Annotated in this window: 27 protein-coding genes and 1 pseudogene; 15 read left to right on the top strand and 13 right to left on the bottom strand. The window is 71.4% G+C overall.

The genetic code is table 11. The annotated features are described in order from the left end of the window. Positions 1–5: 5 nt before the first annotated feature. Positions 6–782, bottom strand: a complete 777-nt coding sequence (locus ACBJ32_RS34830; protein WP_375130365.1) for an MBL fold metallo-hydrolase — start codon at positions 780–782, stop codon at positions 6–8. 67 nt (positions 783–849) lie between these two features. Between ACBJ32_RS34830 and aroQ the strand changes: the two genes are divergently transcribed. Further along, positions 850–1,494 carry a gamma subclass chorismate mutase AroQ gene (gene aroQ, locus ACBJ32_RS34825; protein WP_375130364.1) on the top strand — a complete coding sequence of 215 codons (645 nt, stop codon included), beginning with the start codon at positions 850–852 and terminating at the stop codon, positions 1,492–1,494. A gap of 471 nt (positions 1,495–1,965) precedes the next feature. On the opposite strand, the gene ACBJ32_RS34820 is transcribed toward aroQ, so the two are convergent. Both ACBJ32_RS34820 and ACBJ32_RS34815 read right to left on the bottom strand, forming a co-directional pair. Beyond that, a complete protein-coding gene (locus ACBJ32_RS34820) occupies positions 1,966–3,618 on the bottom strand; it encodes a serine/threonine protein kinase (protein ID WP_375130363.1) in 1,653 nt (550 codons plus the stop codon). A gap of 31 nt (positions 3,619–3,649) precedes the next feature. Beyond that, entirely contained in the window at positions 3,650–4,306 is a 657-nt protein-coding gene (locus ACBJ32_RS34815; protein WP_375130362.1) for a TetR/AcrR family transcriptional regulator, read from the bottom strand. A gap of 108 nt (positions 4,307–4,414) precedes the next feature. Between ACBJ32_RS34815 and ACBJ32_RS34810 the strand changes: the two are divergent. Both ACBJ32_RS34810 and ACBJ32_RS34805 read left to right on the top strand, forming a co-directional pair. Next, positions 4,415–4,606, top strand: a pseudogene (locus ACBJ32_RS34810) (helix-turn-helix domain-containing protein); the annotation flags it as partial. 147 nt (positions 4,607–4,753) lie between these two features. Further along, positions 4,754–5,587, top strand: coding sequence for an SAM-dependent methyltransferase (locus tag ACBJ32_RS34805; RefSeq protein ID WP_375130361.1), 834 nt, complete (start codon positions 4,754–4,756; stop codon positions 5,585–5,587). A gap of 10 nt (positions 5,588–5,597) precedes the next feature. Here ACBJ32_RS34805 and ACBJ32_RS34800 read toward each other — a convergent pair whose 3' ends face one another. Beyond that, complete coding sequence (locus tag ACBJ32_RS34800; RefSeq protein WP_375130360.1) at positions 5,598–6,824, bottom strand: cytochrome P450; 1,227 nt, start codon at positions 6,822–6,824, stop codon at positions 5,598–5,600. Positions 6,825–6,937: 113 nt separating this feature from the next. Between ACBJ32_RS34800 and ACBJ32_RS34795 the strand changes: the two genes are divergently transcribed. Beyond that, positions 6,938–7,777 carry a helix-turn-helix transcriptional regulator gene (locus tag ACBJ32_RS34795; RefSeq protein ID WP_357881992.1) on the top strand — a complete coding sequence of 280 codons (840 nt, stop codon included), beginning with the start codon at positions 6,938–6,940 and terminating at the stop codon, positions 7,775–7,777. Between the two features lie 44 nt (positions 7,778–7,821). Next, complete coding sequence (locus ACBJ32_RS34790; protein ID WP_375130359.1) at positions 7,822–8,577, top strand: glucose 1-dehydrogenase; 756 nt, start codon at positions 7,822–7,824, stop codon at positions 8,575–8,577. Here the strand turns inward: ACBJ32_RS34790 and ACBJ32_RS34785 are convergent. Further along, positions 8,567–9,850: an acyltransferase family protein gene (locus ACBJ32_RS34785; RefSeq protein ID WP_375130358.1), complete on the bottom strand. Its 1,284-nt coding sequence runs from the start codon at positions 9,848–9,850 to the stop codon at positions 8,567–8,569. The two genes, ACBJ32_RS34790 and ACBJ32_RS34785, sit on opposite strands and share 11 nt — an antisense overlap. A gap of 158 nt (positions 9,851–10,008) precedes the next feature. Between ACBJ32_RS34785 and ACBJ32_RS34780 the strand changes: the two genes are divergently transcribed. Further along, the gene (locus tag ACBJ32_RS34780) at positions 10,009–10,755 is read left to right on the top strand and encodes an SDR family oxidoreductase (RefSeq protein ID WP_375130357.1); all 747 of its coding nucleotides are present in this window, start codon (positions 10,009–10,011) and stop codon (positions 10,753–10,755) included. A gap of 118 nt (positions 10,756–10,873) precedes the next feature. Here the strand turns inward: ACBJ32_RS34780 and ACBJ32_RS34775 are convergent, their stop codons facing one another. Then, the gene (locus ACBJ32_RS34775) at positions 10,874–11,479 is read right to left on the bottom strand and encodes an SRPBCC family protein (protein WP_375130356.1); all 606 of its coding nucleotides are present in this window, start codon (positions 11,477–11,479) and stop codon (positions 10,874–10,876) included. A 132-nt stretch (positions 11,480–11,611) separates the two neighbouring features. Between ACBJ32_RS34775 and ACBJ32_RS34770 the strand changes: the two genes are divergently transcribed. Further along, positions 11,612–12,265: a TetR/AcrR family transcriptional regulator gene (locus ACBJ32_RS34770; RefSeq protein ID WP_375130355.1), complete on the top strand. Its 654-nt coding sequence runs from the start codon at positions 11,612–11,614 to the stop codon at positions 12,263–12,265. Positions 12,266–12,277: 12 nt separating this feature from the next. Here the strand turns inward: ACBJ32_RS34770 and ACBJ32_RS34765 are convergent, their stop codons facing one another. After that, positions 12,278–12,874 carry a TetR/AcrR family transcriptional regulator gene (locus ACBJ32_RS34765; protein WP_375130354.1) on the bottom strand — a complete coding sequence of 199 codons (597 nt, stop codon included), beginning with the start codon at positions 12,872–12,874 and terminating at the stop codon, positions 12,278–12,280. Between the two features lie 111 nt (positions 12,875–12,985). Between ACBJ32_RS34765 and ACBJ32_RS34760 the strand changes: the two genes are divergently transcribed. Together ACBJ32_RS34760 and ACBJ32_RS34755 are read left to right on the top strand one after the other, a co-directional pair. Then, the gene (locus tag ACBJ32_RS34760) at positions 12,986–14,005 is read left to right on the top strand and encodes an aldo/keto reductase (protein WP_375130353.1); all 1,020 of its coding nucleotides are present in this window, start codon (positions 12,986–12,988) and stop codon (positions 14,003–14,005) included. Between the two features lie 30 nt (positions 14,006–14,035). Next, positions 14,036–14,908: an LLM class flavin-dependent oxidoreductase gene (locus tag ACBJ32_RS34755; protein WP_375130352.1), complete on the top strand. Its 873-nt coding sequence runs from the start codon at positions 14,036–14,038 to the stop codon at positions 14,906–14,908. Between the two features lie 114 nt (positions 14,909–15,022). On the opposite strand, the gene ACBJ32_RS34750 is transcribed toward ACBJ32_RS34755, so the two are convergent. Continuing rightward, entirely contained in the window at positions 15,023–18,181 is a 3,159-nt protein-coding gene (locus ACBJ32_RS34750) for an amidohydrolase family protein (RefSeq protein ID WP_375130351.1), read from the bottom strand. A gap of 267 nt (positions 18,182–18,448) precedes the next feature. On the opposite strand from ACBJ32_RS34750, the gene ACBJ32_RS34745 reads away from it, so the two are divergent. Together ACBJ32_RS34745 and ACBJ32_RS34740 are read left to right on the top strand one after the other, a co-directional pair. Continuing rightward, positions 18,449–19,126 (top strand): DUF4386 domain-containing protein, encoded by a 678-nt coding sequence (locus ACBJ32_RS34745; protein WP_375130350.1) that lies wholly within the window; start codon positions 18,449–18,451, stop codon positions 19,124–19,126. Beyond that, a complete protein-coding gene (locus ACBJ32_RS34740) occupies positions 19,113–19,709 on the top strand; it encodes a hypothetical protein (protein WP_375130349.1) in 597 nt (198 codons plus the stop codon). Before ACBJ32_RS34745 ends, ACBJ32_RS34740 begins: the two co-directional genes overlap by 14 nt. An 11-nt stretch (positions 19,710–19,720) precedes the next feature. On the opposite strand, the gene ACBJ32_RS34735 is transcribed toward ACBJ32_RS34740, so the two are convergent. From ACBJ32_RS34735 to ACBJ32_RS34720, 4 genes are all read right to left on the bottom strand, one after another. Further along, positions 19,721–20,626 carry a type II CAAX prenyl endopeptidase Rce1 family protein gene (locus tag ACBJ32_RS34735; protein ID WP_375130348.1) on the bottom strand — a complete coding sequence of 302 codons (906 nt, stop codon included), beginning with the start codon at positions 20,624–20,626 and terminating at the stop codon, positions 19,721–19,723. A 137-nt stretch (positions 20,627–20,763) separates the two neighbouring features. Further along, positions 20,764–21,036 (bottom strand): hypothetical protein, encoded by a 273-nt coding sequence (locus ACBJ32_RS34730; protein ID WP_357881962.1) that lies wholly within the window; start codon positions 21,034–21,036, stop codon positions 20,764–20,766. A 225-nt stretch (positions 21,037–21,261) separates the two neighbouring features. Continuing rightward, positions 21,262–21,492: a hypothetical protein gene (locus ACBJ32_RS34725; protein WP_375130347.1), complete on the bottom strand. Its 231-nt coding sequence runs from the start codon at positions 21,490–21,492 to the stop codon at positions 21,262–21,264. 227 nt (positions 21,493–21,719) lie between these two features. Then, positions 21,720–21,926, bottom strand: coding sequence for a cold-shock protein (locus ACBJ32_RS34720; protein WP_139637865.1), 207 nt, complete (start codon positions 21,924–21,926; stop codon positions 21,720–21,722). 280 nt (positions 21,927–22,206) lie between these two features. Here ACBJ32_RS34720 and ACBJ32_RS34715 point away from each other — a divergent pair, with 280 nt between their 5' ends. The 3 genes from ACBJ32_RS34715 (at position 22,207) to ACBJ32_RS34705 (ending at position 24,651) form a co-directional block, all read left to right on the top strand. Beyond that, positions 22,207–23,451 (top strand): cytochrome P450, encoded by a 1,245-nt coding sequence (locus ACBJ32_RS34715; protein WP_375130346.1) that lies wholly within the window; start codon positions 22,207–22,209, stop codon positions 23,449–23,451. A 319-nt stretch (positions 23,452–23,770) separates the two neighbouring features. After that, a complete protein-coding gene (locus ACBJ32_RS34710; protein WP_375130345.1) occupies positions 23,771–24,289 on the top strand; it encodes a DUF5994 family protein in 519 nt (172 codons plus the stop codon). Between the two features lie 38 nt (positions 24,290–24,327). After that, positions 24,328–24,651 carry an STAS domain-containing protein gene (locus tag ACBJ32_RS34705; protein WP_375130344.1) on the top strand — a complete coding sequence of 108 codons (324 nt, stop codon included), beginning with the start codon at positions 24,328–24,330 and terminating at the stop codon, positions 24,649–24,651. A 112-nt stretch (positions 24,652–24,763) separates the two neighbouring features. Here the strand turns inward: ACBJ32_RS34705 and ACBJ32_RS34700 are convergent, their stop codons facing one another. Next, entirely contained in the window at positions 24,764–25,177 is a 414-nt protein-coding gene (locus ACBJ32_RS34700; protein WP_375130343.1) for an ATP-binding protein, read from the bottom strand. 889 nt (positions 25,178–26,066) lie between these two features. Between ACBJ32_RS34700 and ACBJ32_RS34695 the strand changes: the two genes are divergently transcribed. Further along, positions 26,067–26,576: a hypothetical protein gene (locus tag ACBJ32_RS34695; protein WP_375130342.1), complete on the top strand. Its 510-nt coding sequence runs from the start codon at positions 26,067–26,069 to the stop codon at positions 26,574–26,576. Positions 26,577–26,599 lie beyond the last annotated feature (23 nt).

Genomic DNA, 26,599 nt, shown 5'->3' with positions numbered 1-26,599 from the left:
GCATGTCAGCCGGCCCCCAGCGTGGACACCGCGGCGGCCACCGGGGTGACCGTGCCGCCCGGGCCGAGCTCGAAGGTCTGCCCGTCCTCGGGGAAGACGATGTTCGGCCGATCGGAGCCCGTGACCTCCTCGCCCAGGTGTGTGGGGAAGAGCGTGAGGCCGGGGTGGTCGTCGGCGATCCGCTCCACATCGTCCAGGCCCATGTGGCCGGCCTTGGAGGTGCGGAAGGACGTGTCCAGCGCGAGGGCGGAGCTCGTGCCGGCGAGCTGCTCGACCGAGGGGCACAGGACGGTGTCGCCGGTGTAGCCGAAGACGGTGCCCGCGGTGTCGGTGATGGAGTAGCCGAGCGCGATCGGGGTGGTGTGCTCGACGGGCAGGGCCCGGATGCGGTAACCCTCGCCGGACCACTCCCCGCCCTCCTGGCCGAACTCGACGAAGCGCGGGTGGAGGTTGGGCCGCACCTTCTCCCAGGTGCCCGGATAGCTGATCTGGAACAGGTGTGCCACGCGCTCGGCGAACCCGGACGGCCCGATGAGGACCAGCTCGCGCTCCCGCTTGCGCAGCAGGCCCTGCTCCATGAGCAGGAAGATGATGTCGAAGAAGTGGTCGGCGTGGAAATGGGTGATGAGGCAGAGGTCGACCACGGCCGGGTCGATCCGCGAGCGGCGCATCGCCTTGACGGAGCCGTTCGGCGTGTCGATGAGGATCTTGTTGTCCAGCAGCGCGGAGGCGCTCAGGCGGTCGTGGAAGATGGATCCGGTGCCGACGAAGTGAAGCTGCATTCCAGCCCCTATAGCTGAATGTGACAGATATATTACTCACAGTAGTCGCTGCAGGGGTGGGAAAATCATGACCATCGCGGTGAGATCCGCATCACTGGTGGTGGCCATGGTGCTGCTCGGCCAGGCCGCCGCCCACGCCGACCGTACCGGCGGCGGCGATGAGGTCGCGGCCACGGGTGTCACCGTGCCGGTTCCCGGCGATCGGGCCGGGCTGGTGGTGCTGGTGGAGCTGACCGTGCGGCGGTTGCTGCTGGCCGATGAGGTGGCGGCGGCCAAGCTCGCCGGCGGCCGCCCGATCACCGATCCCGTACGCGAGCGGCGCCTGCTCGACGCGGTCGCCGTCCTGGCGGCCCGGGCCGGGCCGGCGCCGGAGGCCGCGGTGCGGTTCTTCCGGGCGCAGATCGAGGCGGGCAAGATGGTGCAGCGCGGGCTGCACGCACGCTGGCGGGCGCACCCGGAGCTGCGTCCCCGGCGGCACCCCGACCTGGCCGCCGAGGTGCGCCCACGGCTCGACCGGCTCACGCCCCCGCTGCTGCGCCTGCTCAGGCAGACCTCACAGGTACGCGCACCCGCCGGCCGCTGCTGGGCCGGGCTGGCCGCGGCGCGGCTCGCCGTCGAAGCGCGTACCGGCCTGGACCGGCTGCATCGCGACGCCCTCGACGCCGCCCTCGCCCCGCTCTGCGATCCCGCTCAGGCCGAGCGCGTCACCTGATGGCGGGTCCGTGGCGCGGAACACCACGTGCTCGTCCCACCCGGGGGAACGCGCGTACAGCTCGGCGGCCTGCGGGTGGCCGGGCGCCCGCGACCGGAAGCGTAGGGGCGCGTGGGCACGGGCAGGCGGAGGACCACGGCCGCGGATGCCGCGACGGGCGCCGGCCCCTCGGCGGGCGCGGGCTCAGCGGACGCCGGTTCTGTGGGTGCCTGTTCAACGGGTGCCGGTTCGGTGGCTTCGGGTTTTCGGGCGCCGGAGGGAGGAGGCAGTAGCACGTCCTCCAGCAGTTGCATGAGCATCAGACCGATCAGAGCCGCCACCGGGATGGCCAATGCCGCGAGGATGATCGTCACCTCCTGCTGTGGCGCCGGGCGGCCGTTCGGATGTGACCGCCTCGTTCACGTTCCGCCAACGAGCGGCCCCTACCGCACCAGAACCGGACTAAACGGGCCTGGTGGACTCGGCGTGCGGTCAGGACAGGTTGCAGGTGGCCGTCATCATCCACGGGTTCTCCGGCGGCACGCCCACGGCCTGGTCGTAGGCGGGGTACTTCCACGCGCACAGGTCCGACACCGTGACCTCCGCGCCGCCGTCCGAGCACTTCATGCCGGACCAGCCGGCGCCGAACGTCATCGTCTGCCCCCGCGCCTTGCAGTACGCGCCGAAGTCGTTCCACGTGACCGTGCCCGTGGTGGGCTGGAGTGACGGCTTGGGTGAGGGCTGCCGGCTGCTGGTGGCCTTGCCGGCGGGCGACCTGCTGGCCGTGGGCTTGGGGGTGGTCGTCCTGGGTTTCCTGGTGGAGGTGGTGGGGCTGCTGCCCGGCGTCGCGTTCTGGTCGCGGGCCGGGGTCGCCGACCTGCGGGGCGTCTTCACCGGGGACGCCGGAGCGGGGCCGGTCGTCGCCTTGCCGGGCGTCGTCGTGGCGAGCAGCTCGTACGCGGTGGGCGCGGGCGAGGGGGTGGACACCGGAGCCGAAGGCGCGACGGAGGTCGGCGGCACCAGCGCCTCCTGCCGCTGGGCCGTGGCGGGCGCCAGGGCGTACACGCCGATGCCGACGCCGGCGGTGACGATCAGTGCCGCGCTGACCGAGGCGACGGCTAGCATGCGGCGGCGAGCGGTGTCGCCCGCGAGGGTCTGCCGGGCGGGGAAGGGCCCGCTCGTGGCGCTCAGGGCGGGGAAGGACCCGCTCGTGGGGTTTCCGGCAGGGAAGGGCCCGCTCGTGGCGCTCACGGCGGGGAAGGGCCCGCTCGTGGCGTTCTCGGCGGGAACGTGTCCCGCGGGGCCATCCGTCGTGACGCCCTGCCAGGTCGGGACGGGCAGGGCGCGCAGGCGCTCGACCACCTGGGCGGCGGTGGGCCGCCGTACCTGGTCCTTGGCCAGGCACTCCTCCAGCAGCCGCCGCAGCCGCCCTTCCACCCCGCCCAGATCCGGCTCGCTGTGCAGCACCGAATGCAGGGCCGCGGGGATGGAGTCGCCGGGGAAGGCCCGCCGCCCCGTGGCCGCGTAGTACATGGTCGCGGCCCAGGCGAACAGGTCGGCGGCCGGCCCCACGTCCTCGTCCGCGATCTGCTCGGGCGCCATGTACGCGGGGCTCCCGATGGGCTGGCTGCTGGCGACCGACTGGCTCAGGTCCAGGGCCTTGGCGATGCCGAAGTCGATCACCACCGGCCCGTCGGGACCCAGCAGCACGTTGCCCGGCTTGAAGTCCCTGTGCACCACCCCGGCCGAGTGGATCGCGGCCAGCGCCGTCGCGGTGTTGATCGCCAGCCGCTGCAGCGCCGCGGCGCCGCGTGGCCCGCTCTCCCTGACCGAGTCCTGCAGCGAGGGCCCGTCCACGTACTCGCTGACGATGTACGGCCTGGCCCCCACGAACCCGGAGTCGAGCAGCTGCGCCGTGCAGAACGGCGCCACCCGCTTGGCCGTCCGCACCTCCCGCAGGAACCGGGTCCTGGCGGCGTCGTCGGTGATGAGATGCGAGTGCAGCAGCTTGACCGCGACGAGCGCGCCACCCGGGCCGCGACCCGTGTACACCACGCCCTGCCCGCCCGCCCCGAGCCGGCCCTCCAGGCGGTACGGCCCGACCTCGGCGGGGTCTTCCGGGAGCAGGCTCATCGGCTCGGGCACCGGTTCTCCTCGACGTCGTGCTCGGCGGGGTTCAGGACGGTGTCCCGGCGACCAGGAGCGGCCGGCCGGGCGGGAGCTGGGCGACCAGCCCCTCGGCGGCCGCGGAGATGGTGAACACGAAGAAGTCCTCCGGGGTGTGCGCGGGGATGCCGGCGGTGGCCTGCCGCATGAGCTCGGAGCCGGCCATCACCGTCAGCGCCTCGTCGATGGCCGGGGTGCCGAGCAGGCTCGCCCGCCACTGCTCGGCCACGGTGGCGCCGATGGCCACGGTGGCCATCGCGGAGGAGAGCGCGACGGCGGCGGCCGGCTCGTAGCCGCGCCGGCCCAGGGCGGTGACCTGGTGCTCCAGGAGCCGCAGGCCGGACGGCCCGCGCGGGAACAGCCGCTGCATGTACTCGGCAGTCCCCGGATGGCTGAGCGTGAAGCGCCGCAACTGCATGGCGAAGCCGGCCAGGTGCGCGGCGGCCGGCTCGGTGGGGTCGTCGACCAGCGTCAGCTTGTCGAGGATCGCCTCGCCGACCAGCCGCTCCAGCGCCGACCGGCCGGCCACGTGGCGGTAGAGCGCCGCGGTCGTGACGCCGAGCGCGTCGGCGACGCTCTGCATGCTGAGCCGGTCGAGGCCGATGCGGGTGCCGGCCTCGATCACGTCACGAAGCGTGAAGCTGGCCGTGCGCCCGCCGGTCTTCATGGGTGAGCCCCCTAAGTTACGGTGCCTAACTTAGAAGAATGATCAGCCCGGGCGCAAGAAGCCGGCCGGCTTCCCGGAGGCCCCGGGCACCCCGCGCTCGCCGCCCAGCTCAACGTGAGCACCCAGCACCTGCGCAGGCTGCTGCGCGCGGAGCACACGTCGATCGGGCAGATCAAGGAGGACCTGCTGCGGGACGCCGCCATCGCGAGCCTGCGCCGGGGCGACGAATCCGTCGAGGAGCTGGCCGGACGCCTCGGCTTCTCCGAGGCGAGCGCGTTCAGGCGGGCCTTCCGCTCGTGAGCGATCGGCCGCGCCACCCACCACGACGGGCATGATGCCCTCGCCCCGCTCGATGAAAGTTTCACGTGAAGCTGTGGCATGAGAGACATGCCCGTTATGCTCGCGGCACGCATCGATGCCGATCACTGGCCACGGCGGAAGGTGACCATGAGCGAGGCGTCCCCCGAGCGGATCTGGACCCATCAGGACCCGGACTACCTGCCTCCGGAGATCGACACCAGCAAACCCAGCATCGCCCGCGTCTACGACGCGTTCCTGGGCGGCAAGGACAACCTCGCGGTCGACAGGGCCATCGCGATCGAGGGCATGAAGCGCTTCCCCGACGGCGGCGGTGGCGCGCGGAACAACCGCGCGATGTTGTTCAGGGGCGTGAAGTTCATGACGGAGCACGGCATCGACCAGTTCCTCGATGTCGGCTCCGGCCTGCCCACGATGGACAACACCCACTCCGTCGCCCAGCGCATCAACCCGGACGCCCGCGTCGTCTACGTCGACAACGATCCCATCGTGCTCGCCCACGCCCGGGCGCTGCTGCAGACCAACGACAACACCCGGGTCATCACCGCGGACATGCGCGAGCCCGACGCGATCTTCGATCACCCGAAGGTGCGGGGTTTCCTGGACTTCTCCCGCCCGATCGGCCTGCTGCTGGTGGCCGTGGTGCACCACCTCGGCGACGACGAGGGCCCGGCGGAGCTGGTGGACACCTACAAGTCCCGCCTGGCCCCGGGCAGCTACCTGCAGCTCACGCACTTCTGCTCGTGCGCGCCCGAGGTGCGGGCGCTGGAAGGGGTCCTGCTGTCGATGCTGGGCACCGGCAGGGCCCGCGACCTGAAGGAGATCACCCGCTTCTTCGACGGGCTGGAGCTGGTCGAGCCGGGCGTGGTGCACCTGCCGGAGTGGCGGCCGGACGGGCCGGTCAAGCAGCCTCTCGACCTGGCCGGCAACTGCATCGCGGGCGGCGTGGGTCGCAAGCCCTGATCCGCGGGGTTCACCATTCGAGCCGGAGCGCGAGCAGGCCCCGGTGGTCGAGCGTGCCGCGGTACTCGATCCGCTGATCCGGTACGAGCCTGAGGCCGGGCAGGCGCTCGGCGAGCAGGCGCAGCGAGATCTCGACCTGGCGGCGCGCCAGGCCCGCCCCGGGGCAGTAGTGGGGGCCCTGGCCGAAGACCACGTTGGCGTGCGGGGTCCGGGTGATGTCGAACGTCTCGGCCCGTTCGAAGGCGTCCTCGTCCCGGTTGGCGGAGGCCAGGCAGAGGGCGAACTCGGTGCCGGCGGGGAAGTCCCGCCCCCCGACCTCGGCGTCGGTGGTCGACGCCCGCAGGAAGATGTGCGTCGGGGTGTCGTAGCGGGCGATCTCCTCGGCGGCGTTCGGCGCGAGGTCGGGCCGCTCGCACAGCAGCCGCCACTGGTCCGGCTGCGAGAGCAGGTGGAGCATGCCGTTGCCGAGCAGCGCCGAGGTGGTGATGTGGCCGGGCAGGGCGACGCTCAGGACCAGGCCCACGAGCTCGGCCTTCTCCTCGAAGGACAGCGGCCCGTCATCCGGGGCGAACGCGGCGACGTAGGAGCTGATCACATCGTCGCGGGGCGCGGCGCGGCGCTCGGTCACGTACCGCTCGATGAGCCGCTGGAAGCGCACCCACGCCTGGGCGCAGGCGATCTGCTCCTCCTCGGACCTGAACCGGTGCCCCATCGAGACGGCCGCCGCGGCCCGGCTGTCGTCCCCGAACGCCGTGCTGTCCTCCTCCGCGAACCCGACCAGCCTGGCGATCACGTCCACGGGCAGCCGGTTGGCGTACCCGGCCATGAACTCGACGCCGCCGTCCTTGGCGAAGCCGTCGATGAGCCGGGAGGCGCGTTCGGTGATGTAGGGCTCGATCGCGGCGACCCGTTCCGGGGTGAGCGCCGCCGCCGCGGGCGCCCGCCGCCGCCGGTGCTCCTCGCCGTCCATCGTGATGTACGAGCCCCGGTTCGGAAGGCCCTTCTCCAGCTCCGCGAGGAGCGCCGGAGGGAGCGGCGTGTACGGCCGCAGGGTGTTGGCCGAGGAGAAGCGGCTCCCGTCACGCAGGATCCGGCGCACGTCGGCCATCTTCGTCACCACCCAGGCTCCGATCGCCGGGGAGTAGAACAGCGGCTCCTCGCGGCGGGCCCGCGCGTAGAAGGGGTAGGGATCGGCGTGGTGCTCGTGGAGCGGTTCGTACAGGTCACCCAGCGACATGCCCGTCACCTTCACCTGGAAGCCCGGAGCCCGGAATCCGGAAGCCGGAAAGCCTGAAAGTCCGGAAGATGGCAATTGCCCTGACTATAACCCGGCGCCGGTTACCGTGGCGTATGACCAGCGAGACCCCTGAGGCGCGCCGGCACCGCCGCGAGCAGCTCCGCGACTTCCTGCGTGCCTGCCGGGCGCGGCTCACCCCCGGCGACGTCGGCATGGTGGCCGCGGGCCGGCGCAGGACGCCGGGGCTGCGGCGCGAGGAGGTCGCCGTGCTGGCCGGGGTCGGCGTGTCCTGGTACACCTGGCTGGAGCAGGGCCGCGACATCAACGTCTCGGCCGAGGTGCTCGACGCGATCGGCCGGGCCCTGCGCCTGACCGAGCCCGAGCGCGCCCACCTGTACCTGCTGGCCGGCCTCAACCCGCCGCGCCCCGGCGGCGGGCCCGGCGCCGAGGTCACCCCGGAGCTGCGGCGCCTGCTCGACGCGTGGACGCCGCGACCGGCGATCCTGCGCGACAGCCGCTGGAACCTGCTGGCGATCAACGAGGCGACGCGGGCGGTGTTCGGCTACGACGACCTCGATCACAACTGCCTGGTCTCGTTCTTCACCAACGCCCGCTACCGCGGCATGCACGTGCAGTGGGACTCGGTCGCGCCGGCCGTGGTCGCCGCCTTCCGCGCCGACGCGGGGCACGCCCCCGGCGACCCCGAGTTCGGCCGGCTGGTGGCCGACCTCAGCTCGGTGAGCCCCGACTTCGCCGCGCTCTGGGCCCGCCACGAGGTGGGCGCCCCCGTACAGGCGGTGAAGGCGGTGCGCCACCCCGCGGCCGGTGACCTGTTCTTCGAGATGACGACCCTGACCGTGGCCGACCGGCCGGACTGGCACCTGGAGCTGTACAACCCGCTGCCCGGCACCGAGGAGCGCCTGTCCAGGGTGGTGGTGGCAGACCCAGGCTGAGCACGCACTGTCTCGCCCGCGAGCCGTTCGGCAGGCTGGGCCCCATGACGAAGACACGTTTCGACGGCAAGGTCGCGCTCATCACCGGCGGCACGAGCGGCATGGGCCTGGCCGCCGCCCGCAGGCTGCTCGCCGAGGGTGCGCGGGTGGTCATCACCGGCAGGGACAAGGCCCGCCTGGACGCCGCGCTGGACGGCCTGGGCGGCGGTGACCGCGTCCTGGCCGTACGCGGCGACGTGGCGGACCTGGCCGACCTGGACACGCTGACCGCCGCGATCCGCGACCGGTACGGACGGCTGGACGTGGTGTTCGCCAACGCGGGCGTCGCCTCGTTCGGGGAGGTCACCGAGGCCGAGTTCGACCGCATCGTGACCATCAACTTCAAGGGGGTGTTCTTCACCATCCACAAGACGCTGCCGCTGCTCGCCGACGGCGCCGCGATCGTGATCAACGCGTCGTGGACGCTGCACCGCGGCCTGCCCGGCGCCTCGATCTACGCGGCGACCAAGGCGGCGGTGCACAACCTGGCGCACACGCTCGCGGCCGACCTGGCGCCGAGGGGCATCCGGGTGAACTCGGTCAGCCCCGGCTACATCGAGACCCCGATGTTCCACGACAACATCTCCGCCGAGGCCGAGGCCGCCGTGCTCGCCGCGGTGCCCGCCGGTCGCCTGGGCACGGCCGAGGACGTGGCGGGCGCGGTGGCCTTCCTCGCCTCGGACGAGGCCTCCTACGTCAACGGGCAGGACCTGGTCATCGACGGCGGCCTGGTCGCCACCGCCTCCGGGCTCACGGGCTGACCCTCGTCCGTGCGCGGATCAGGCGGCGGCCGAGCTCCTGAGCCGGCAGCTCGACGAACCGGTAGGTCAGGGTGGCGACGGCGACGACGACGGTCGCCAGCCCCAGCGACCAGGCGATCCGCCCGGGCAGCCAGACCTCGCCCGGGTACGGCACCAGCCGCCGCAGCACCTGCACGACCAGGGGATGCAGCAGGTAGACGGAGTAGCTGATCAGCCCGAGGCGCACGAGCAGAGCCGACGGCCGCCGCAGCAGGCGGAAGGCCACGAAGGTCAGCCAGGCCGCCGCCACGGCCGCCGACCAGCTCCACCTGAACGCCACCGCCTGCTCGTCGGACATCCCCCAGCCGGGGCCGAACCAGAGCGCGGCGCCGACGCACACGACGGGGACCAGCCCGACCACCCACCTCGCGCCGCGGTGGAGCTGCCCGTGGTCCAGCCGGTGCAGCGCGGTTCCGGCGAACATGGTGGCCACGATGGCCAGGCTCTGCCAGGCTCCGATCCGGCTGTTGGCGCTGAGCAGCACGACGGCCGGCACGGCCAGGGCGGCCGCGCCGCACAGCCGTACGCGATGGCCGCCGCCGAGGACCGCGGCGAGCCCGGCCACCAGCACGGCGGTCACGATCAGCACGACGGCGTCACCGCCGAGGGCGCGGGACAGGGCGCCGGCCGGGAGCAGCCCGCCCACGAGCACGGCCGCCATCACCACGACGAGGGTGCCGGTGGTGCGCGGCCGGTGCGGCGCGACGACGAAGATCGCTGTCACCAGGAGGTAGAACACCATCTCGTAGGAGAGCGTCCAGAACACGTTGACGACGCTGACCACCTGCATGAAGTCCTGCAGCATCGTCAGGTGGGCCAGGGTGGCCGCGGCCGGTCGCTCGCCGAGCTGGGCGGGCAGCTCCGAGTACACCCGCAGGAGGCCGAACCCGGTCCCGGCGACCGCCGCGACGAGCCACAGGGGGTAGAGGCGGAACAACCGGCCGATCCAGAACCCGGTGACGCTGCCGCGCCGCTCCAGCGAGGCCGGTACCACATAGCCGCTGACCAGGAAGAACACCATGACCCCGTACTGGCCGAAGTCGAACCACGGGCTGACGGCCGTGCGGACCTCGGGAAAGAGGGGATCGAGCAGGTGCTCGAAGAGCACGGCGAGCACGGCCAGGCCGCGCAGGGCATCCAGCCAGGTCTGCCTGCGCGGCGGCGGGGGCGGCCGCGTCCGGACGCCGGCCCGCGGCCCGCCGTCGCCCTTCAGTGCGGCCAGGTTGATGGACACCCGGTCACGTTAGGGGGCCAACCTGAGCGAATGCTTAGAGTAAGACCAGGTCAGATGGCATCTTGTCTTGCACGAAACCTATGGTGAATATTCCTTTCCGCGGGATGTCCATGGCCTGTCGCGCTGCCTAACCTCCTAGTGACGAGGGAGGTGCCGTCATGAAGATCGTGGTAATCGGTGGGACCGGACTGATCGGCTCGAAGCTGGTGGCCTGGCTGAAGGAGCAGGGGCACGAGGCGGTGGCGGCCTCGCCGAAGACGGGGGTGAACACCCTCACGGGGGAAGGGCTGGCCGAGGCGCTGGCGGGCGCCCACGTGGTGATCGACGTGTCGAACTCGCCGTCCTTCGAGGCCGCCGAGGTGAGGAGGTTCTTCGAGACCTCCACCGGCAACCTGCTCACGGCCGAGGCCACGGAAGGCGTCGGCCATCACGTCGCGCTGTCGGTGGTGGGCACCGGGCGCACGCCCACCAACGACTACTTCACCGCGAAGCGCGTCCAGGAGCAGCTCATCGAGAATTCGGGCATCCCGTTCTCGATCGTGCACGCCACGCAGTTCTTCGAGTTCGTCCGCGGCATCGCCGACGAGTCCACCCAGGACGGCCAGGTACGCATCGCGCCCGTCCTCTTCCAGCCCATCGCGGGTGACGACGTGGCCGAGGCGGTCGGCCGGGTCGCGGTGGGGACGCCGTTGAACGGCGGCGTCGAGGTGGCCGGGCCCGAGCAGTACCGGATGGACGAGTTCTTCCGCGAGGCGCTGGCCTCCTACGGCGACCCGCGCGAGGTGGTCACCGACCCGCACGCGCGCTACTTCGGGACCGAGGTGACCGAGCGGGCGCTGGTGCCGGGCGAGGGCGCGGCCCTCGGCCGGATCCGCTACCAGGACTGGCCCGGCAACAAGCCCTGACGGCCCCGGATCGCCGGGCGGCCCGGGGCCGGCGGCATGGGCGCGGTGCACGCCGCGGAGGTCGTGCACCGGGACGTGATGATGTCCGGGCGAGCGAGAAGATCACCAAGCCCGCCGATCAGGCCTCGGCGGCGGCCTTCAGGTCGCGCAGCCACGCTTCGAGGCCGGCGCCGAGCGCCGCGGCCGCGGTGGGAATGTCCGCTTCGACCTGCGCGCCCGTCCAGGTCTCCTCGGTGTGCACGCGGACCCCGCCCTTCACCTTGGTGAACGTCCACAGGTGGACCCCCTTGTCGATGCGCAGCCCCTGGCCGATCGCGGGCCCGGTCCACAGGATGCAGGAGCCGCGCTGGAGCTGCCGGACGGTGGAGGTGATCTCCAGGGTGGTGGCGGGGGTGGTGGGCGTGGCGGGCGCGGGGGTGGTCCAGCGGAACCGCGAGCCCCTGCGCAGAGCACCGTGGTCGAGCCGCTTCGCGGTCAGGACGGGGGACTGCCAGGCCGGCCAGCGTTCGACGTCGGTCTGCAGCTTGAAGACCCTGCTCAGCGGCGCCTTGATCACGATGTCGGACTGGTAGCGGATGCGGGCGCCGGGGTCGACGCCCTGCCCGCGGCACTGCTGGGGAGCGGCGGCGGCCTGTGCGGGCGTGACCGTGCTCGCGAGCAGGCCGGTGGCGGCGACGGCGAGGGAGACCGTGACCGCGGCGGTGCGCACACGGGAACCGAACATGATGTTCTCCTTGATTCGTTAGATGGCCTTGCGTTGGTTAGAAGCTATAACGCAAGGCGCCGGACGGTCAAGGGCGATCGTGATAGGTTCTAACCAACGCTTGAAGCCATAGCGGTGTGGAGAGGTGAGGTCGTGGCGAAGACGGACGCGAAGGCCCCGCGCGAGCGTTACCGCACCCAGGTGCGCGGCGAGATCAAGCAGCACGCCTGGGAGCAGATCGCCTCGGCCGGCGCGTCGGCGCTCTCGCTCAACGCGATCGCCAAGCGGATGGGCATGAGCGGGCCCGCGCTCTACCGGTACTTCGCGGGCCGCGACGACCTGCTCACCGAGCTCATCACGGACGCCTACCGCAGCCTCGCCGACACCTTCCGCGCGGCCGCCGCCTCCGGCCCGGACCTGGCCGCGCTGGCGCACGCCCTGCGCGGCTGGGCACTGGAGGACCCGCAGCGCTACTTCCTGATCTTCGGCACGCCGGTGCCCGGCTACCGCGCGCCCGACGACGTCACCCTCATCTCCGACGAGATCATGGCGACCCTGCTCGACGCCTGCGCTCCGCTGCCCGCGGACGGCCCGGCGACGCCGTTCGACGGGCACCTGGAAGAGCACCGGCGGTGGGCGGGGGAGCACCCCGCCCCTTCCGCGGCCCTGCGCCGCGCCCTGACCTTCTGGACCCGCATGCACGGCGTGCTGTCGCTGGAGCTCGCCGGCCACTTCGCCGGGATGGGCTTCGACGCCGCCCTGTTCTTCGAGTCCGAACTCCAGGAGCTGCTGGCTTCCGGAACATGATTCCGGAAGATCCTAACGCTGGCGCAGCCCGTCGATGAGCAGCCCGACCAGGCGCCGGGCGTCGTAGCGGGGATCGTTGTCCGCGCCGATGCACAGGTTCCCGACGCCGCGCATGAGCTCGTACGCCTCCAGGTCCGGGCGGATCTCGCCGGCGTCGGCCGCGGCCGCCACGAGCCGGGCGCACACGGGCAGCAGCCGGTCGAGGAAGTAGGCGTGCAACTGCTGGAAGCCGGCCTCGTCCGACTGCAGCACGGCGGCGAGCCCGTGCTTGGTGACCAGGAAGTCGACGAACAGGTTGATCCACCGCCCCAGCGCCGCGTGCGGGGTCGGGCTGCTCTCCAGCAGGACGGGCCCGGCCTCGGCGCAGGCCTCGATCTGGTGCCGGTAGACGGCGATGATGAGGTCGGCCCGCGTCGGGAAGTGGCGGTAGATCGTGGCCACGCCGACTCCCGCCCTGGCCGCGATGTCGCGGATCGGCGCCTCGACGCCCGAGGTCACGAAGACGGCCGCGGCGGCGTCGAGCAGCGTCCGCTCGTTGCGCCGGGCGTCCGCCCGCTTGCGCGGTGCCGCCTGCCCCGTGCCTGCTGTGCCTGCTTCGTTGTCGTGCACGCGCCGCATCCTCCACTCCGCACTTGCTAAACGGAACACGGTTCCCTATCGTGGCAGTTAACGGAATCGCGTTCCGCTTATCCATGATGCCAGATCAGGGAGAACACAGCCATGCAGTACCGCACGCTGGGCCGTACCGGTGTCCAGGTCAGCTCCCTCGCGCTCGGCGCGATGAACTTCGGCGCCATCGGGCGCACCACCCAGGACGAGGCCACCGCCATCGTCGACGCCGCCCTCGAGGCCGGCGTCAACCTCATCGACACCGCCGACATGTACGGCGCCGGCGAGTCGGAGGAGATGGTCGGCAAGGCCATCGCCGGCCGCCGCGACGACATCGTCCTGGCCACCAAGGCCGGCATGCCGATGGGACAGGAGCGCAACCACCAGGGCGGCTCGCGCCGCTGGCTGGTCACCGAGCTGGACCACAGCCTGCGCCGCCTCGGCGTCGACCACGTCGACCTCTACCAGCTCCACCGCTGGGACCCGGCGACCGGCGACGAGGAGACGCTGTCGGCCCTGACCGACCTGCAGCGCGCGGGCAAGATCCGCTACTTCGGCTCCTCGACCTTCCCCGCCTACCGCATCGTGCAGGCCCAGTGGGCCGCCAAGGAGCACCACCTCGGGCGATACGTCACCGAGCAGCCCAGCTACTCGATCCTGCAGCGCGGCATCGAGGCGCACGTCCTGCCCGTCACCGAGCAGTACGGCCTCGGGGTGCTGGCGTGGAGCCCGCTGGCCTCGGGCTGGCTGACGGGCGCGGTCCGCGAGGGCCGGGAGATCGCCACCCACCGCTCGGCGTTCATGCCCGAGCGCTTCGACCTGTCCATCCCGCTCAACCGCGTCAGGCTCGACGCGGTCGAGCGGCTGGCGAAGGTCGCCGACGCGGCCGGTCTGACGATGATCCAGCTCGCGCTCGGCTTCGTCACCGCCCACCCCGCCGTGACCAGCGCGCTCATCGGCCCCCGCACCCTGGACCACCTGCGCTCCCAGCTCGCCGCCGCGGACACGGTGCTGCCCGCCGACGTCCTCGACGCCATCGACGAGATCGTCGCACCCGGCGTCGACCTGGCGCCGCACGAGAACTTCGACACCCCGCCCGCCCTGCTCGACCCCGCGCTGCGACGCCGCTGAGCGTCCCGCGGCAGCGAAAGGACCAGCGCCATGCCGCACGACCCCCGCCCCAGCTTCGGCATCATGACCGCCCCCTCGCAGGTCGACTACCAGGACGTCCTGCGGGTCTGGCGCGAGGCCGACACGATCCCCGACATCGAGCACACGTGGCTGTTCGATCACCTCATGCCGATCCACGGCGACCCGGACGGGCCCACCCACGAAGGCTGGACGCTGCTCTCGGCCCTGGCCGCGCAGACCCGGCGGCTGCGCGTCGGCGTGCTCGTGACAAGCAACCGGTTCCGGCCGCCCGCGATGCTCGCCAAGATCGCCGCGACCGTCGACATCGTCTCCGGCGGACGGCTCGACTTCGGCATCGGCGCCGGCTCCCGGCCCGGCCACCCGCTGGCCCGCCGCGAGTACGACGCGCACGGCCTGCCGTACCACGACGCCGCGCACGCCGTGGGCAGCCTCGCCGAGGCCTGCACGGTGATCAGGCGGCTGTGGACCGAGACCGAGCCGTTCGACTTCCAGGGCGGCTACGTGCGCGTCACCCAGGCGTACTGCAACCCCAAGCCCGTCCAGCGCCCGCATCCGCCGATCGTCATCGGCGGGCGCGCCGCCTCGACCCTGCGCGTGGCCGCCGAGCACGCCGACGTCTGGAACGTGCCCGGCGGCGACCTCGACGACGTCGTGCGCCGCAGCGCGATGCTGGACCGCTACTGCGCCGAGATCGGCCGGGACCCCGCCTCGATCGTCCGCTCGATCCACGTGCCGGTCTCCTACGAGCAGCCCGCCCGCACCCGGGAGGCCATCGGGCAGTCGCTCGACGCCGGCTTCCGCCACATCGTCCTCGGGCTGCCGTCGCCGTTCCCCGAGGGCGTCGCACGGTGGGTCGCCGACGAGCTCATCGCCACGTCATGACGCCCCGGCCGGCGCGGCGCCGTCGGCAGCGCCGCCCGCCTCGGTCCAGGTGGCGGCCTGCGGCGGGTGGGCCGGGTGCCGCCCAGGAGCAGCACCCGCATGCCGCCCGCCCGCCTACTCGTCGTGGCAGCAGGAGACGCGAGCCCTGCCCAGCTCGCCAGGGTCGTTCCACCAGTAGGCCGCGGTGCTCGCGTGCGCGGGGACAGGGTCCTTGACCTTTCCGGACGGCGCCGAGGCGGCGGGGGCGGCCTGGTCGGTGGTGGTGGCGGACGGGTACGGCGCGAGGAGCTGCTCGACGGTGTGGTGCCTGCCGCCGACGAGGACGGCGGTGACGTTGGCGGCGTCCTCGATGCGGGTGAGCGGGTCGCCGTCGACGATGGCCAGGTCGGCGTACATGCCCTTGCCGATCCTGCCCAGCGGCTGGCCGAGGTGCTCGCCGGGCACGCTGGTCGCGGCGGTGAGCGTCTCCAGCGGGGTGAGGCCGTACTTGACCATGGCGCGCAGGTTCATGTGCAGGCTCACCGCGACGTGGTCGATGGGGGCGTCGGTGCCGACGGTGACCACGCCGCCCCCGCGGATCATCGCCACGAGCTGGGCGACCTGGTTGGCCAGGTTCCGCAGGGTGACCTGGATCGCCGCCGGGTCGGCGTTCTGGGCCGTGGCGACCGTGGCCCTCAGCTGTGCCATCCGCCAGTTCGGGTAGAGGCGGCGGACGCGTTCGTCGGCGGCCAGCGAGCTGTCCTCCCGGTAGAGGGCGGTGGAGTTGAACAGGGTGGGGGTTCTGGCCATCTTCGAGGCGTTGAACATGGCGATGACGTCCGAGTAGGCGGAGCCGACGTTCGTGACCGTGCGCGAGTAGCCGAACCGGCTGGTGGCGCCGATGTGCTCGGTCTGGTCGCCGCCCATGGCGATCGCCGGGTAGTGGTAGTGCGAGGTGACCGGCCTGCCATGGCGGTGCGCCCAGTCGATGACCTCCCTGTGCCAGGCGACCGGCAGCCGCACGTAGCACTTCATCAGGTCGTAGTCGAGGTCGGCCGCCCGCTCCAGCTCCAGCCGCAACTGGTCGTGGGTGAACGTCGGGCGCATGAAGTTGTAGTAGACGCGCGGCCCGTCGACGGCCTCGCCGGTGCCCAGGTAACGCGGCGCGAGCCGGGCGCCGGACTGCACCGACTCCCGCTCCTCCACCATGTGGTACGCGGGCGAGCCCGGTGAGCGGGTCGTGGTGATGCCGAAGGCCAGCCAGAGCGGGCCTTGCCGCGAGCCGTACGCGTAGCCCTGCATCTCGCGGTGGTGGTGGATGTCGATCAGGCCCGGCATGACGAACCTGTCGCTCGCGTCGACCAGGGTGCCGGGGCGCCCGTCCCGGTGCGGCTCCACGGCGGTGATGCGCTGGCCCCGCACGATGATGTCCACGTCGCGGGCGACGGTCGCGGAGACACCGTCCCACATGCGGCCGGCGTGCACCACGACCTGCTCGGGGCCGGGGTCGTTGCGCCAGTTCAGGCGGTGCGGGACGGTGCGGGCGGAGCCGCCGTCGACGCGCACGCTCCTCAGCCGCCCGCCGTTCAGGTAGAGGAGGGTGGCGGAGTCGCCGGCCCAGACGGGGGCGTCGGACACCTCGCGGGTGACCTGGCGGGCGCGGCCGGTCGGGCGGCCGGTGCCGTCCACCGGCAGCACCCAGATCAGCGACTCCATGGCGAAGGCGAGCATGGTGCCGTCCGGCGACCAGACGGGGCCGTCGTCGCCGCGGGTCTGCAAGGAGCGGTGCGGCGCGGGATCGACGTACGTGCCGGCGCCCGTGGCCCGGTCGACGAGCAGGATCTTGGACAGTCCCTCGCGGTAGCGCCGCGAGTACGGCACGACGGCGGCCAGCGCGATCGTCCTGCCGTCGGGGGACCAGGTCGGCCGGCCCGGCTCGAAGGTGGCGTTGAAGATCTTCTGGATGTCGCCGGTGGCGACGTCCAGGATCCACAGGGCGCCGTCCTGGTCCAGGTAGGCGATCTCCCTGCCGTCAGGCGACCATCTGACGGACAGGGCGGCGGAGTCGGTCAGCCGGGTCAGCTGCCGGTCGTCGCCCGTGGCCAGGTCGCGGACCCAGATGTTCAGCGTTCCCGTACGGTCGGTGACGAACGCCAGGCTTCGCCCGTCCGGGGAGAAGTCCGGGTCGGCCTTCCACCAGCGGTCGCGGAAGAGCGGGCGAGGCACGCCACCGATCCGCATCAGGTAGATGTCGTTGAGCGCGCGGAACGCCACCGTGGACCCGTCCGGTGACACGGCCGGGCTGCCGATCCCGACGACGGGGAACGAGCCGGGCGCGTCGAACACGCGGGCCTTCTTCTGGTACTTCGGGGTCGTGGTGGTCAGCGCGGCGGTGAAGCCGACCGTGCCGGCGGCGGCGGAGCCGAGGCGGCGGGTCCTGATGGCGCCGGCCGAGGTGTAGAAGTAGCGCCCGTCCGGGGCGAACCGGGCCCGGAACGGGAAGACCTCCTCGCCCGTGACCAGGGTGCCGGCGGTGCTCGCCAGCTCGTTCACGCCCGCGCGGAACAGGTGGTAGGCGAGGTCGGTCCCGTTCGGCAGCCAGGACGGCTGGTGGATGACCTGGCCCGCGGGGACGGTCACCGCGGTGCTGCGCGCGCCGGTGGCGACCTCGACGACGTCGATCCTGGTGTCGGCGACGACGAAGGCGAGCCTGGTGCCGTCGGGTGACCAGGCCGGCTCGTACTCCTCGCTCGGGGTGTCGGTCAGGGCACGCGACTTGCCGGTGGCGAGGTCGAGCAGGTGGATCCCGTAGCTGCCGCCGGCGTCGGAGGAGTAGGCGACGGTGCGGCCGTCCGGGCTGTAGCGGGGCTCGCGGTGGTCGAACGGGCCCCTGGTCAGCTGCCTGATCGCGGAGCCGTCGGGCCGGATCGTCCACAGGTTGAAGACACCGTCGCGGTAGGACTGGAAGACGATGCCGGAGCCGTCCGGGGACCAGTCGGGCTGGGCGATGTCGTACAGGTCGCTGGTGAGACGGCGGGCGGTGCCACCCGAGGCGGAGCAGACCCACAGGACGCCGAGCAGGTCGAAGGCCAGCCGTCGGCCGTCGGGCGAGGGCGCGACGGCGAAGTCGGTGCCGGTCGCGACGGAGGTCCTGCCTGCCACGCCGGCCCTGGCCGGAGCGGTCGCGACGGGGGTGATCGCGGCGGTGAGGGCCGCGGCGGCACCGCCCGCCAGGACGGCGCGGCGGCTCGGGCGGGACATCGAGCCGGCCGAGCCAGGAGCGTCAGGTGACATCGGGACTTCCCTCCACGCGCTTGACCCGGATCTTCGTCTACGGCGTGCATACGTTGGTCAGGAGGATCGGTCAAGGGGGCGCTCCCGGCACCGTGATGGGCTACGCGCGCGGCGGCCCCGCCAACCTCCCGCACGAGCATGCCGTTCGCCTCGCCTCGCGGCGCTGGAGCGACCGCTCGCCCCGATGACCGGCTCTTGCAGCCTTACACTCGTAAGGAGTAGCTTCCTTACGATCGTAAGGCCGGCCGGAACGCATGAGGATTCGCCATGAAGACAGACAGGCTCGCGGGCGCGCTGGTGATCGTCGGCATGGTCGCCGGCGTGCTGAGTGTCGTCCCCGTTCTCGAGGAGCCGGACTATCTGGCTCTCGTTCCCGCCCACGAGAGCCAGATCATCGTCGGCGCGATATCGCAGTTCATCATGATCCCCGCCTATGTCGGATTCGCGCTGTGCCTGTATCCGGCCTTGCGGTCGGAAAGCGCAGCGCTCGCTCCAGGCTTTCTCGGACTCAGGCTGGTCGCGGCGACGTTCCAGTTGTCAGGCGTGATCGTCCTGCCCTTGTTCCTCGTGCTGGGCCAGGAACACGCGTCGGCCGCACCCGGCGCCGAGGCGCTGGGCCAGTTGCTGCGGACGGCCCGCGACCTGGTGAATCACGTCGCGCTGATCCTCGCGCTCGGCCTCGGGGACCTCCTGCTGTTCCGCATCCTGCATCGGTCGCGACTCGTCCCGCGCTGGTTGTCCGTGTGGGGTTTTCTCGGCACCGGAGCGGCCATTCTGGCGAGCCTTCTGGTGCTTTCTCAGGTGACCGGCGTCGTCACGCCGCTTTATCTGACCATGAACGCACCACTGGCCCTGCAGAGCGTCGTCCTGGCCATCTGGTTGATGACCCGAGGCCTGACCGCCGCGGCTCGCGATGACTACGCTGATCGCCATGGGAGACGGTGAGGCGAATCTGCGCCTGGACGACGTGACCTCGGCGCTGGAGACCACTCTCACCGCCCTGAGCGCTTCGGGGAGAACCCCGAAATACCGCGTGGGCGGCACGGGCGCGGCTCTCCTGCAGGGCGTCCCCCTTCCTGTCGGCGACGTCGACCTCCTGGCGGCCCGGCGCGAGGACGTGCACCTGATCGCCGCCGCCCTCTCCTCCTTCCCCTGCCTGCACGCGGCCTCCTGGCTCCCCGGGAGCGCGCAGTACTTCGCCAGGTACGACGTGAACGGCGTACACCTGGAGATCAGCACCGTCGAGCGGGAGACGGACTCCGACGGGATGGAGTGCGTCGGCAGCGGCCCGTGGCGGCACTACGTGCTGATCACGTGCGGCTCGTACCGGGTTCCCGTGGTCCGGCTGGAACTGCGGCTGGCCACGGAACTCCTGCGCGACCGCCCCGACCGGTACGAGCCTCTCCTCGACCACATGGCGGCGCAGGGCTTCGACCCCGACCTCCTGGCCAGGGCCATGGCCGCGCACGATCTACCGGCGGAACGGCGCCGCATGGTGGCAGACCGGCTCGCCTCCGGCCCCCGGTAGGGCCCGATGGCTCAGTCCTGGAGGGCGGGACGGTAGCCCAGCCGGCCGCGGGTCGCGACGAGCACCAGGAAGGCCGCCGTGGTGCCCGCCAGCAGGGTGACCTGGCTCGCATGATCAGGGCCGGCGATCGACGGGAACATGTCCGAGTAGGCGATCGACATGAAGTTGTTGACGCTGACGTGCAGCAACATGATCAGCGGCAGGCTCTGCCCGGTCCGGTTGAACACCCAGGTGACGACCACGCTGAACATGCAGGTGAAGGCGAGGAACATGCCGACCCTCTCCCAGGTGACGTCCGGCCACCCGCCCCACTCGCTCAGGAACAGCGGCAGGTGCCACAGGCCCCACAGCGGACCGAGGACGGCGGTGGCGCCCAGCGGGCCGAGCCTGCGCTGCATGCGCGCCAGGGCGAAGTCCCGCCAGCCGGGCTCCTCGGCCAGTCCGGTGGTGACCATCTGGAGCAGCAGGCCGGGCACGTACGCCGCCAGCACGGCGACGGGCGGCATGCGGACGTCCCCCTCGCTGACCGCCATGCCGGTGACGACGATGGCGGCGGGGACACCGAGGGCGGTCACGAGGTACCAGATCCAGCCGACCCGCCACTTGGTCATCCGCCCGATCCACCGGCGGATGCCTTCCTTGCCCTCGGTGACCCTGGTCACGACGTAGGCGGCGAAGATCGGGCCGAGGTAGGCGCCGGGGAGGACGCCGAGCAACTGCGTGGTGCCGAGCAGGGCGGGAAAGCCGAAGCCCAGGATCCCGAGGCCGTTGGCCGACAGGATGTAGGGCAGCCAGGCGACCCAGCTCAGCAGGTTGGCCATGAGGAAGAAGCTGACCAGGGGGCGACGGCGGATGAGACCACGCAGCCCGGTCCGCCCTGGAGGGTGCTCGGTGACCGGCCGGCTGTGCACTGCCATATCAGTTCCTTGGGGGAGCGCTTGTCTGACAGCGCTCAGCACATCAGCGGCGGGCCGTCACCGTCGCTCCCGCCTGCGCCCCAAGGGTGGTAGAGCCAGGGGTACCAGCGCGCGGCCGGAGACCACGGCCGGGCGCGTCAGAAGCGGGTGGCGCGTACCTCCGTCACGGTGAAGTCGTCGACGGCGCCCCGGCTCTGGAGGAGGAAACCGACCAGGCCCGCCACCGCCTCCACGCCCTGAGCCGCGTGTGCCTGCCCGGTGAGGAGGAAGACCAGGGGCGTCGAGGGCTGGTCGAGGGAGAAGTGGCGGCCGTGGCGGTGCACATCGTGCAGGACTTTGATGGGGATGGGCCGGGGGGAGGTGAACCACACCACGGCCGCCCACAGCGGCAGGGCCGCGTCGGGGGCCATCGCGGCGCGGTAGCACGGCACGCAGCCCTGTCCGACATGTTGCCCGTGGGGACACGTCCATCGGGCTGTCTCAGGGTGGTGGGACTGGTCGCCCAAGCCGAAGATCGCGGTTTCGACCACGCGACGGTGCGTGCTGCGTACGCTGGGCTCGCTGATGATGATGAATCCTCCCGAACTGTCGCAGGGCCGACCGGCGACGAGAGCACCGGGGAGGCGCGGTGCTCGTCACAGCTTCACGAGTTTGGCGTACGGTGAGGCGATTCGATACGTGGCCGCGCCGAAATCGATGAGAACAGCGTCATCCTGATCGACCGCGAGAACCCGGCCGAGGCCGTATTTGTCATGGCTCACCCGGTCACCGGCCGCAAACTGCTCGATAGGCGCGGGAGGTATTTCCGGAGTGTTGAAAGGGCTGCCCGGAGGGCGTCGCCGGGCAGCCGGCGAAGTACGTCTCATTGGGCAAGTATGCGCCTCGCCGGCGAATAAATCGACCCCGAGGCGAAATGTGGCGCATCCCGTCCGGGCTCGATCCGGGCGTCCGGGGCACGGGCGCCGAGGTCCGCGCGACGCGGACGGTCGCGGCCGGGCCGCGGGCGCCGGGGCCCGCGCGAGGGGCGGGGCATGGTGGCGACCGGAAACCGGGCCCGCGCCTGAGCGCGGACCCGGCCTCGTGATGTGCCAGGTCAGGCGGCGACGATGTTCTCCGCCTGCGGGCCCTTCTGGCCCTGGACGACATCGAAGGACACCTTCTGCCCCTCGGTCAGCTCACGGTAGCCACCGTTGGCGACGATGTTGGAGTAGTGGGCGAAGACGTCGGCGCCGCCGCCGTCCTGCGCGATGAAGCCGAAGCCCTTTTCCGAGTTGAACCACTTGACGGTGCCGGTGGCCATGTCGATCTCCTTCAGACAGTGCCGGGAAAACTAGAGAATTCACACCTCGTGAATCTCGTGCCGCCGCGATGAGCCCATCCGGAAAAGCCGGAAAACAGAAACGCGCCCATAGATCCAATCTATCAGGCGCGCATAAAGTCTTTATGGGTACCATAACTGCAACGCACCTCAGGCTAGCACACTTTCCGATGATCCTCGCTCAGGAGAGCCCGTGTCGCCGCCATCGCGTGAGCCGGGGGTGCGCAGGAGACCGCCGGGGGCGGCCCCTACCTTAAGGATCATGACCGCCGAACACGCGGGCCTCATGCTCGCCGACCCCGTCGCCTACACCGACGAGACCCGGCTGCACCAGGCGCTCGCCCTGCTCCGCCGCGAGGACCCGGTCCACCTCGTACGAAGCCCCGGCTACCGGCCGTTCTACGCCGTCACCCGGCACGCCGACATCATGCGGATCGAACGTGACAACGCCCTGTGGCTCAGCGCGCCGCGCCCGCATCTCCTCAGGAGCGACCACGAGGACCTCGCCAGGGAACACGCGGCGGACGGCGTCGCGCTGAAAACCCTCGTGCACCTGGACGACCCGCAACACCGGGTGGTCCGGGCCATCGCCGCGGACTGGTTCCGGCCCAAGGCCATGCGCGCCATGGAGACGCGGATCCAGGAGCTCGCGCGCCGCTACGTGGACCGGATGGCCGCCTACGGCGGGGAGTGCGACTTCGCCACCCAGGTCGCGGTGCACTACCCGCTGTACGTGATCCTCTCGCTGCTCGGCCTGCCCGAGTCCGACTTTCCCCGGATGCTCAAGCTCACCCAGGAGCTGTTCGGCGGCGACGACCAGGAGAACAGGCGGGGCGGCAGCTCCGAGGAGCAGTTCTCGGTCCTGCTGGACTTCTTCGCCTACTTCCAGGAGCTCACCGCGGCCCGCCGCGCCCACCCCACCGACGACCTGGCCTCCGCCATCGCCAACGCCACGGTGGACGGCAAGCCGCTCGACGACCTGGAGACGGCCTCCTACTACGTCATCATCGCCACCGCCGGCCACGACACCACCAGCTCCACCGTCGCCGGCGGGCTGCACGCCCTCATCGAACACCCCGGCCAGCGGGCCCGGCTGCTCGAGAACCCCGGCCTGCTGCCGCTGGTGGTGGACGAGATGATCCGCTGGGTCACCCCCGTCAAGCAGTTCATGCGCACGGCGTCGGCCGACACCAGCCTGCGCGGCGTGCCGATCCGGGCGGGAGAGTCCGTCCTGCTGTCGTACCCGTCGGCCAACCGCGACGAGGAGGTGTTCGCCGACCCGTTCACCTTCGACGTCGGCCGTGACCCCAACCGGCACCTCGCCTTCGGGTTCGGCGTGCACTACTGCCTGGGCGCGGCGCTGGCCCGGATGGAGCTGCGGGCCCTGTTCGCCGAGCTGCTGCCCCGCCTGGACGACATCGAGCTCGCGGGCCGCCCGGAATGGACGGCCACCACCTTCGTCGGCGGCATCAAGCGCCTGCCCATCCGCTACAAGCTGCGCACCTGACACGCCCTCCCGCGACCCCCAGCGCCCGCTCGCCGGCCGGCCCCACCCTGGCCCCGCCCTGGCCCCACCCTGGGCCAGCCCTGGGCCAGCCCGACCAGCCTGACCAGCCGCAGGACGCGGACGCATAGCACGGCTGACCTCCATCGAGAGGTAGACTGTAAGTACCGAGGACTTTTGAGCGTTGGCAATCAGGTCTGCGTCGCCCCCGGCGAACCACCACCGGTCCCACGGAGGGACCCGGACAGGCCAGGCGATCATGATGCCGACACTTCTCTCCCGGCCCGCACCGCTCAGCTCTGCCTCGTCCGCGATCCCCCGGGTGGATTCCACGCTGAGGCTCCGCCTCTACCCGGCCCTGGATCGCCGCGCCGTGGTCGACGGAGCCTGGTGGCCCTACTCCCGTGACGCGGCCGCCGAGCTGCCCGGTCTCATCACCGCCGTCGACCGGCTGCTCGGCCGTGTCACGCTCCGCATCAGCCTGCACGGCGACGCGTGGCGCAGCGTCCCACGCCGCATCCCGGCACGCGGGCGCCAGGTCCACATCAACGGGCTCCGTCCCATCGACAACGGGCTCCGTCCCATCGACCCGCGCCTGATCACTCTGTTCTTCGCGGCCGGCGAGCCCGTCGTCCTGCTGGTCATCCCGCCGGGCGCCGCCATCGGCGCCGCGACGGCCGAGCTCCGGGCGACCGTTCGCGACACGGCCGGCCTGACCGTTGACGAGAGCCGCCTCCTCGCCCGCCAGCCGCCCGACCTCGATGCGCGGGCGTCGGCCGCCGGCTCTGCCCGGCAGCCGAACGGGGGCGGATCGATCACCGACAGCAGACATGACCCCTGACCAGCCGAAGGAGACATTCCATAAAAAGGAGACATCCCATGACCGTCATCGACACCGCCCCGCTCGGCGTGGCCGGCCCGTCCAAGCCGACCATCGTCCATCTTTCCGGCGAGATCGACCTCTTCACCAGCGCAGCGCTTCGCAGGCAACTGATGAGCACGCTGCACTACAGCACGAGCGTGCTCATCCTTGACCTGTCGCAGGTGTCGTTCTGCGACGCCGGCGGCCTGGCCGTCGTGGTCGGCATCCAGCGCCGCGCCCGGTCGATGGGCATCACCGTCGTCCTGAGGGCGCCCCGCCCGTTCATGTCCCGGCTGCTGCACATCACCGGCCTGGACCGCGGCCTGCCGATGGTGGTGTGAGGTGCCTCGGCGGCCCGGCAGGGCGAACACGTACAGGTGCCGCAGCACCACGAAACAGGCGCGTCACGCCTCGACCGGCGGCTGATCCCGCCCGGACCCGGTTCGGGCGGGATCAGCCCGGCAGACGGAAGGACACCCGCAACACGGTGCCTTCCGCCCCGCTGGTGATGGCGATCTCGTCGGACAGCCGGCGGATCAGCCACAGACCGCGCCACTCGGTGCCGTCCAGCGAGGGCAGATGGGCGCCGTTCGGCATGCCCGCCTCGGCGCCAGGCCCGTCGTCGCTGATCTGGCAGCACAACATCGTCCCGTTGCGCCAAAGCCGCAGCTCGCCCCTGCCACCGCCATGGCCGACCGCGTTCACCGCCGCCTCGTGCACCGCCAGGACGAAATCGTCCCAGCGCACACCGCTCAGCCCGGCCCGGGCCGCCTGGATGGACACCGCGTGCCGCAGCAGGGGCAGCCAGGCGTGGCCGAACCGGCACGCCAGCAGCAGGCGCCGATCACCGTCCGGCAAGCGCGCCATCCGCCCGGCCTCCGCTCACGCCAGGCCGGTCGCCGGCGACCAGCAGCGGGCGCCGCTGCCCGCTGACCGCCGTGACGCGATCACCGCCGCCACGGGAGTGCCTCTTCAGGATTGTCTCGGCCGCCAAGCCAAGGGACGGTCCGCCGGCCACCGCCATCACGGTCCTTTGCCATGGAACGGGACCGCCAGGGTCTGGGGCAGCCAGTGCTTTCCTCCATCATGCCCCTCGCCCGCCCGCCCGCCCGCCCGGCCAGCCACCGTCAGCGCCCGATCCCCCGAGCCGGCGGTTCTGATCGTCCCGCGCTCGGTCGTCGCCGCGACCGTCCCAACGCGGTCTGCCCTCGGCCCGGTACGGCGCGACGCCGAATGGCTGCTGACCCGCATTGAACGATCTGGAACGGCTTGGCCTGGATCTTTAATCCGTAGGTTCCGGGTTCGAGCCCCGGGCGCCCTACCATCAACGACCTGGGCGGACCACGCCTTGCTCTCTGAGGAGAGTCGCAGCGGCGTGTCGGGCGTCGTGGACGCGGGCGTCCTTCTCGGCTCAGGCCAGGCAGCCCTCTGGACGGGGAGGGGTTCGCGGTCCGTCACGGACGGCTCTGAACGGCTTGGTATTGCAACACGAACTGCAACCCTCGCGGCTCGCTGATCGCTTCCTTATCAGGACCATCCATGCCGCGATGAGACGCTTGCCACTCCATCCCGAGCAGTGCCGAAAGCGTGGATCTGTGAGCGGTTGTGCGCCTCCGTTGCAGTACGGATATCCCCCATCATCCAGGACGGCCCGTAAAGCAGATGAGCAACAGCATACGAACTGGCATGATCCGGAATCATGGCTAAAGGGAGGGCTCTCAAGGACCTGAAGAGAGCAAGAAGTTCTGGTGAACCCGTGAGAGTCAGCCGTGAGATCGACGATGCGGATCGACTCGACGCTTACGCGGTCGGCATCGGTCGCAAGTGGGTGCTGCTTCACACCATCTCCGACGCACTCCGTCTCGACGGCTACTCGGCCATACGCCTCCGCGACATCGAGCACGCGACGCGCTCGGGATGGAAGGGCGCGATGACGGCCCATCGTGCCATCGCCTTGCGCGGGGAGCACTTCCAACCTCTGCCAGACATCGACCTTGACTCCACCAAATGCTTGATTGAGACGCTGACCACAGCGTTTCCCCTTATGGGGGTCTACATGGAGAAGATCGACCCCCATGTCTGCTACATCGGCCGCGCCCGCGGGATCACCCGAAAGAAGCGATTGCGCCTGCAGGAGATCGGCCCTGCGGCGGACTGGGCGCTCACGTGCTTCACGAACAGGACAACGGACATCACGCGGTTCGACGTCGGCGGCGGGTACATCGATGCGCTCCACGCAGTCGGCGGAGATCCACCAGATTGTTGATCATCGGTAGAACGGCGTCTACA

It is taken from the genome of Nonomuraea sp. GTA35 (genome assembly GCF_041950525.1).
Classification (GTDB): Bacteria; Actinomycetota; Actinomycetes; order Streptosporangiales; family Streptosporangiaceae; genus Nonomuraea.
The sequence above is the reverse complement of the archived record's forward strand: the minus strand, read 5'-3'. Positions and strand labels throughout refer to the sequence as shown.

Bases quoted from the DNA above. Each gene is read 5' to 3' on its own strand.
- ACBJ32_RS34830 (WP_375130365.1), bottom strand. From the start codon at position 782: ATGCAGCTTCACTTCGTCGGCACCGGATCCATCTTCCACGACCGCCTG.
- aroQ (WP_375130364.1), top strand. From the start codon at position 850: ATGACCATCGCGGTGAGATCCGCATCACTGGTGGTGGCCATGGTGCTG.
- ACBJ32_RS34815 (WP_375130362.1), bottom strand. From the start codon at position 4,306: ATGAAGACCGGCGGGCGCACGGCCAGCTTCACGCTTCGTGACGTGATC.
- ACBJ32_RS34805 (WP_375130361.1), top strand. From the start codon at position 4,754: ATGAGCGAGGCGTCCCCCGAGCGGATCTGGACCCATCAGGACCCGGAC.
- ACBJ32_RS34800 (WP_375130360.1), bottom strand. From the start codon at position 6,824: ATGTCGCTGGGTGACCTGTACGAACCGCTCCACGAGCACCACGCCGAT.
- ACBJ32_RS34795 (WP_357881992.1), top strand. From the start codon at position 6,938: ATGACCAGCGAGACCCCTGAGGCGCGCCGGCACCGCCGCGAGCAGCTC.
- ACBJ32_RS34790 (WP_375130359.1), top strand. From the start codon at position 7,822: ATGACGAAGACACGTTTCGACGGCAAGGTCGCGCTCATCACCGGCGGC.
- ACBJ32_RS34780 (WP_375130357.1), top strand. From the start codon at position 10,009: ATGAAGATCGTGGTAATCGGTGGGACCGGACTGATCGGCTCGAAGCTG.
- ACBJ32_RS34775 (WP_375130356.1), bottom strand. From the start codon at position 11,479: ATGTTCGGTTCCCGTGTGCGCACCGCCGCGGTCACGGTCTCCCTCGCC.
- ACBJ32_RS34760 (WP_375130353.1), top strand. From the start codon at position 12,986: ATGCAGTACCGCACGCTGGGCCGTACCGGTGTCCAGGTCAGCTCCCTC.
- ACBJ32_RS34755 (WP_375130352.1), top strand. From the start codon at position 14,036: ATGCCGCACGACCCCCGCCCCAGCTTCGGCATCATGACCGCCCCCTCG.
- ACBJ32_RS34750 (WP_375130351.1), bottom strand. From the start codon at position 18,181: ATGTCACCTGACGCTCCTGGCTCGGCCGGCTCGATGTCCCGCCCGAGC.
- ACBJ32_RS34745 (WP_375130350.1), top strand. From the start codon at position 18,449: ATGAAGACAGACAGGCTCGCGGGCGCGCTGGTGATCGTCGGCATGGTC.
- ACBJ32_RS34740 (WP_375130349.1), top strand. From the start codon at position 19,113: ATGGGAGACGGTGAGGCGAATCTGCGCCTGGACGACGTGACCTCGGCG.
- ACBJ32_RS34735 (WP_375130348.1), bottom strand. From the start codon at position 20,626: ATGGCAGTGCACAGCCGGCCGGTCACCGAGCACCCTCCAGGGCGGACC.
- ACBJ32_RS34730 (WP_357881962.1), bottom strand. From the start codon at position 21,036: ATGGCCCCCGACGCGGCCCTGCCGCTGTGGGCGGCCGTGGTGTGGTTC.
- ACBJ32_RS34725 (WP_375130347.1), bottom strand. From the start codon at position 21,492: ATGAGACGTACTTCGCCGGCTGCCCGGCGACGCCCTCCGGGCAGCCCT.
- ACBJ32_RS34720 (WP_139637865.1), bottom strand. From the start codon at position 21,926: ATGGCCACCGGCACCGTCAAGTGGTTCAACTCGGAAAAGGGCTTCGGC.
- ACBJ32_RS34715 (WP_375130346.1), top strand. From the start codon at position 22,207: ATGACCGCCGAACACGCGGGCCTCATGCTCGCCGACCCCGTCGCCTAC.
- ACBJ32_RS34705 (WP_375130344.1), top strand. From the start codon at position 24,328: ATGACCGTCATCGACACCGCCCCGCTCGGCGTGGCCGGCCCGTCCAAG.
- ACBJ32_RS34700 (WP_375130343.1), bottom strand. From the start codon at position 25,177: ATGGCGCGCTTGCCGGACGGTGATCGGCGCCTGCTGCTGGCGTGCCGG.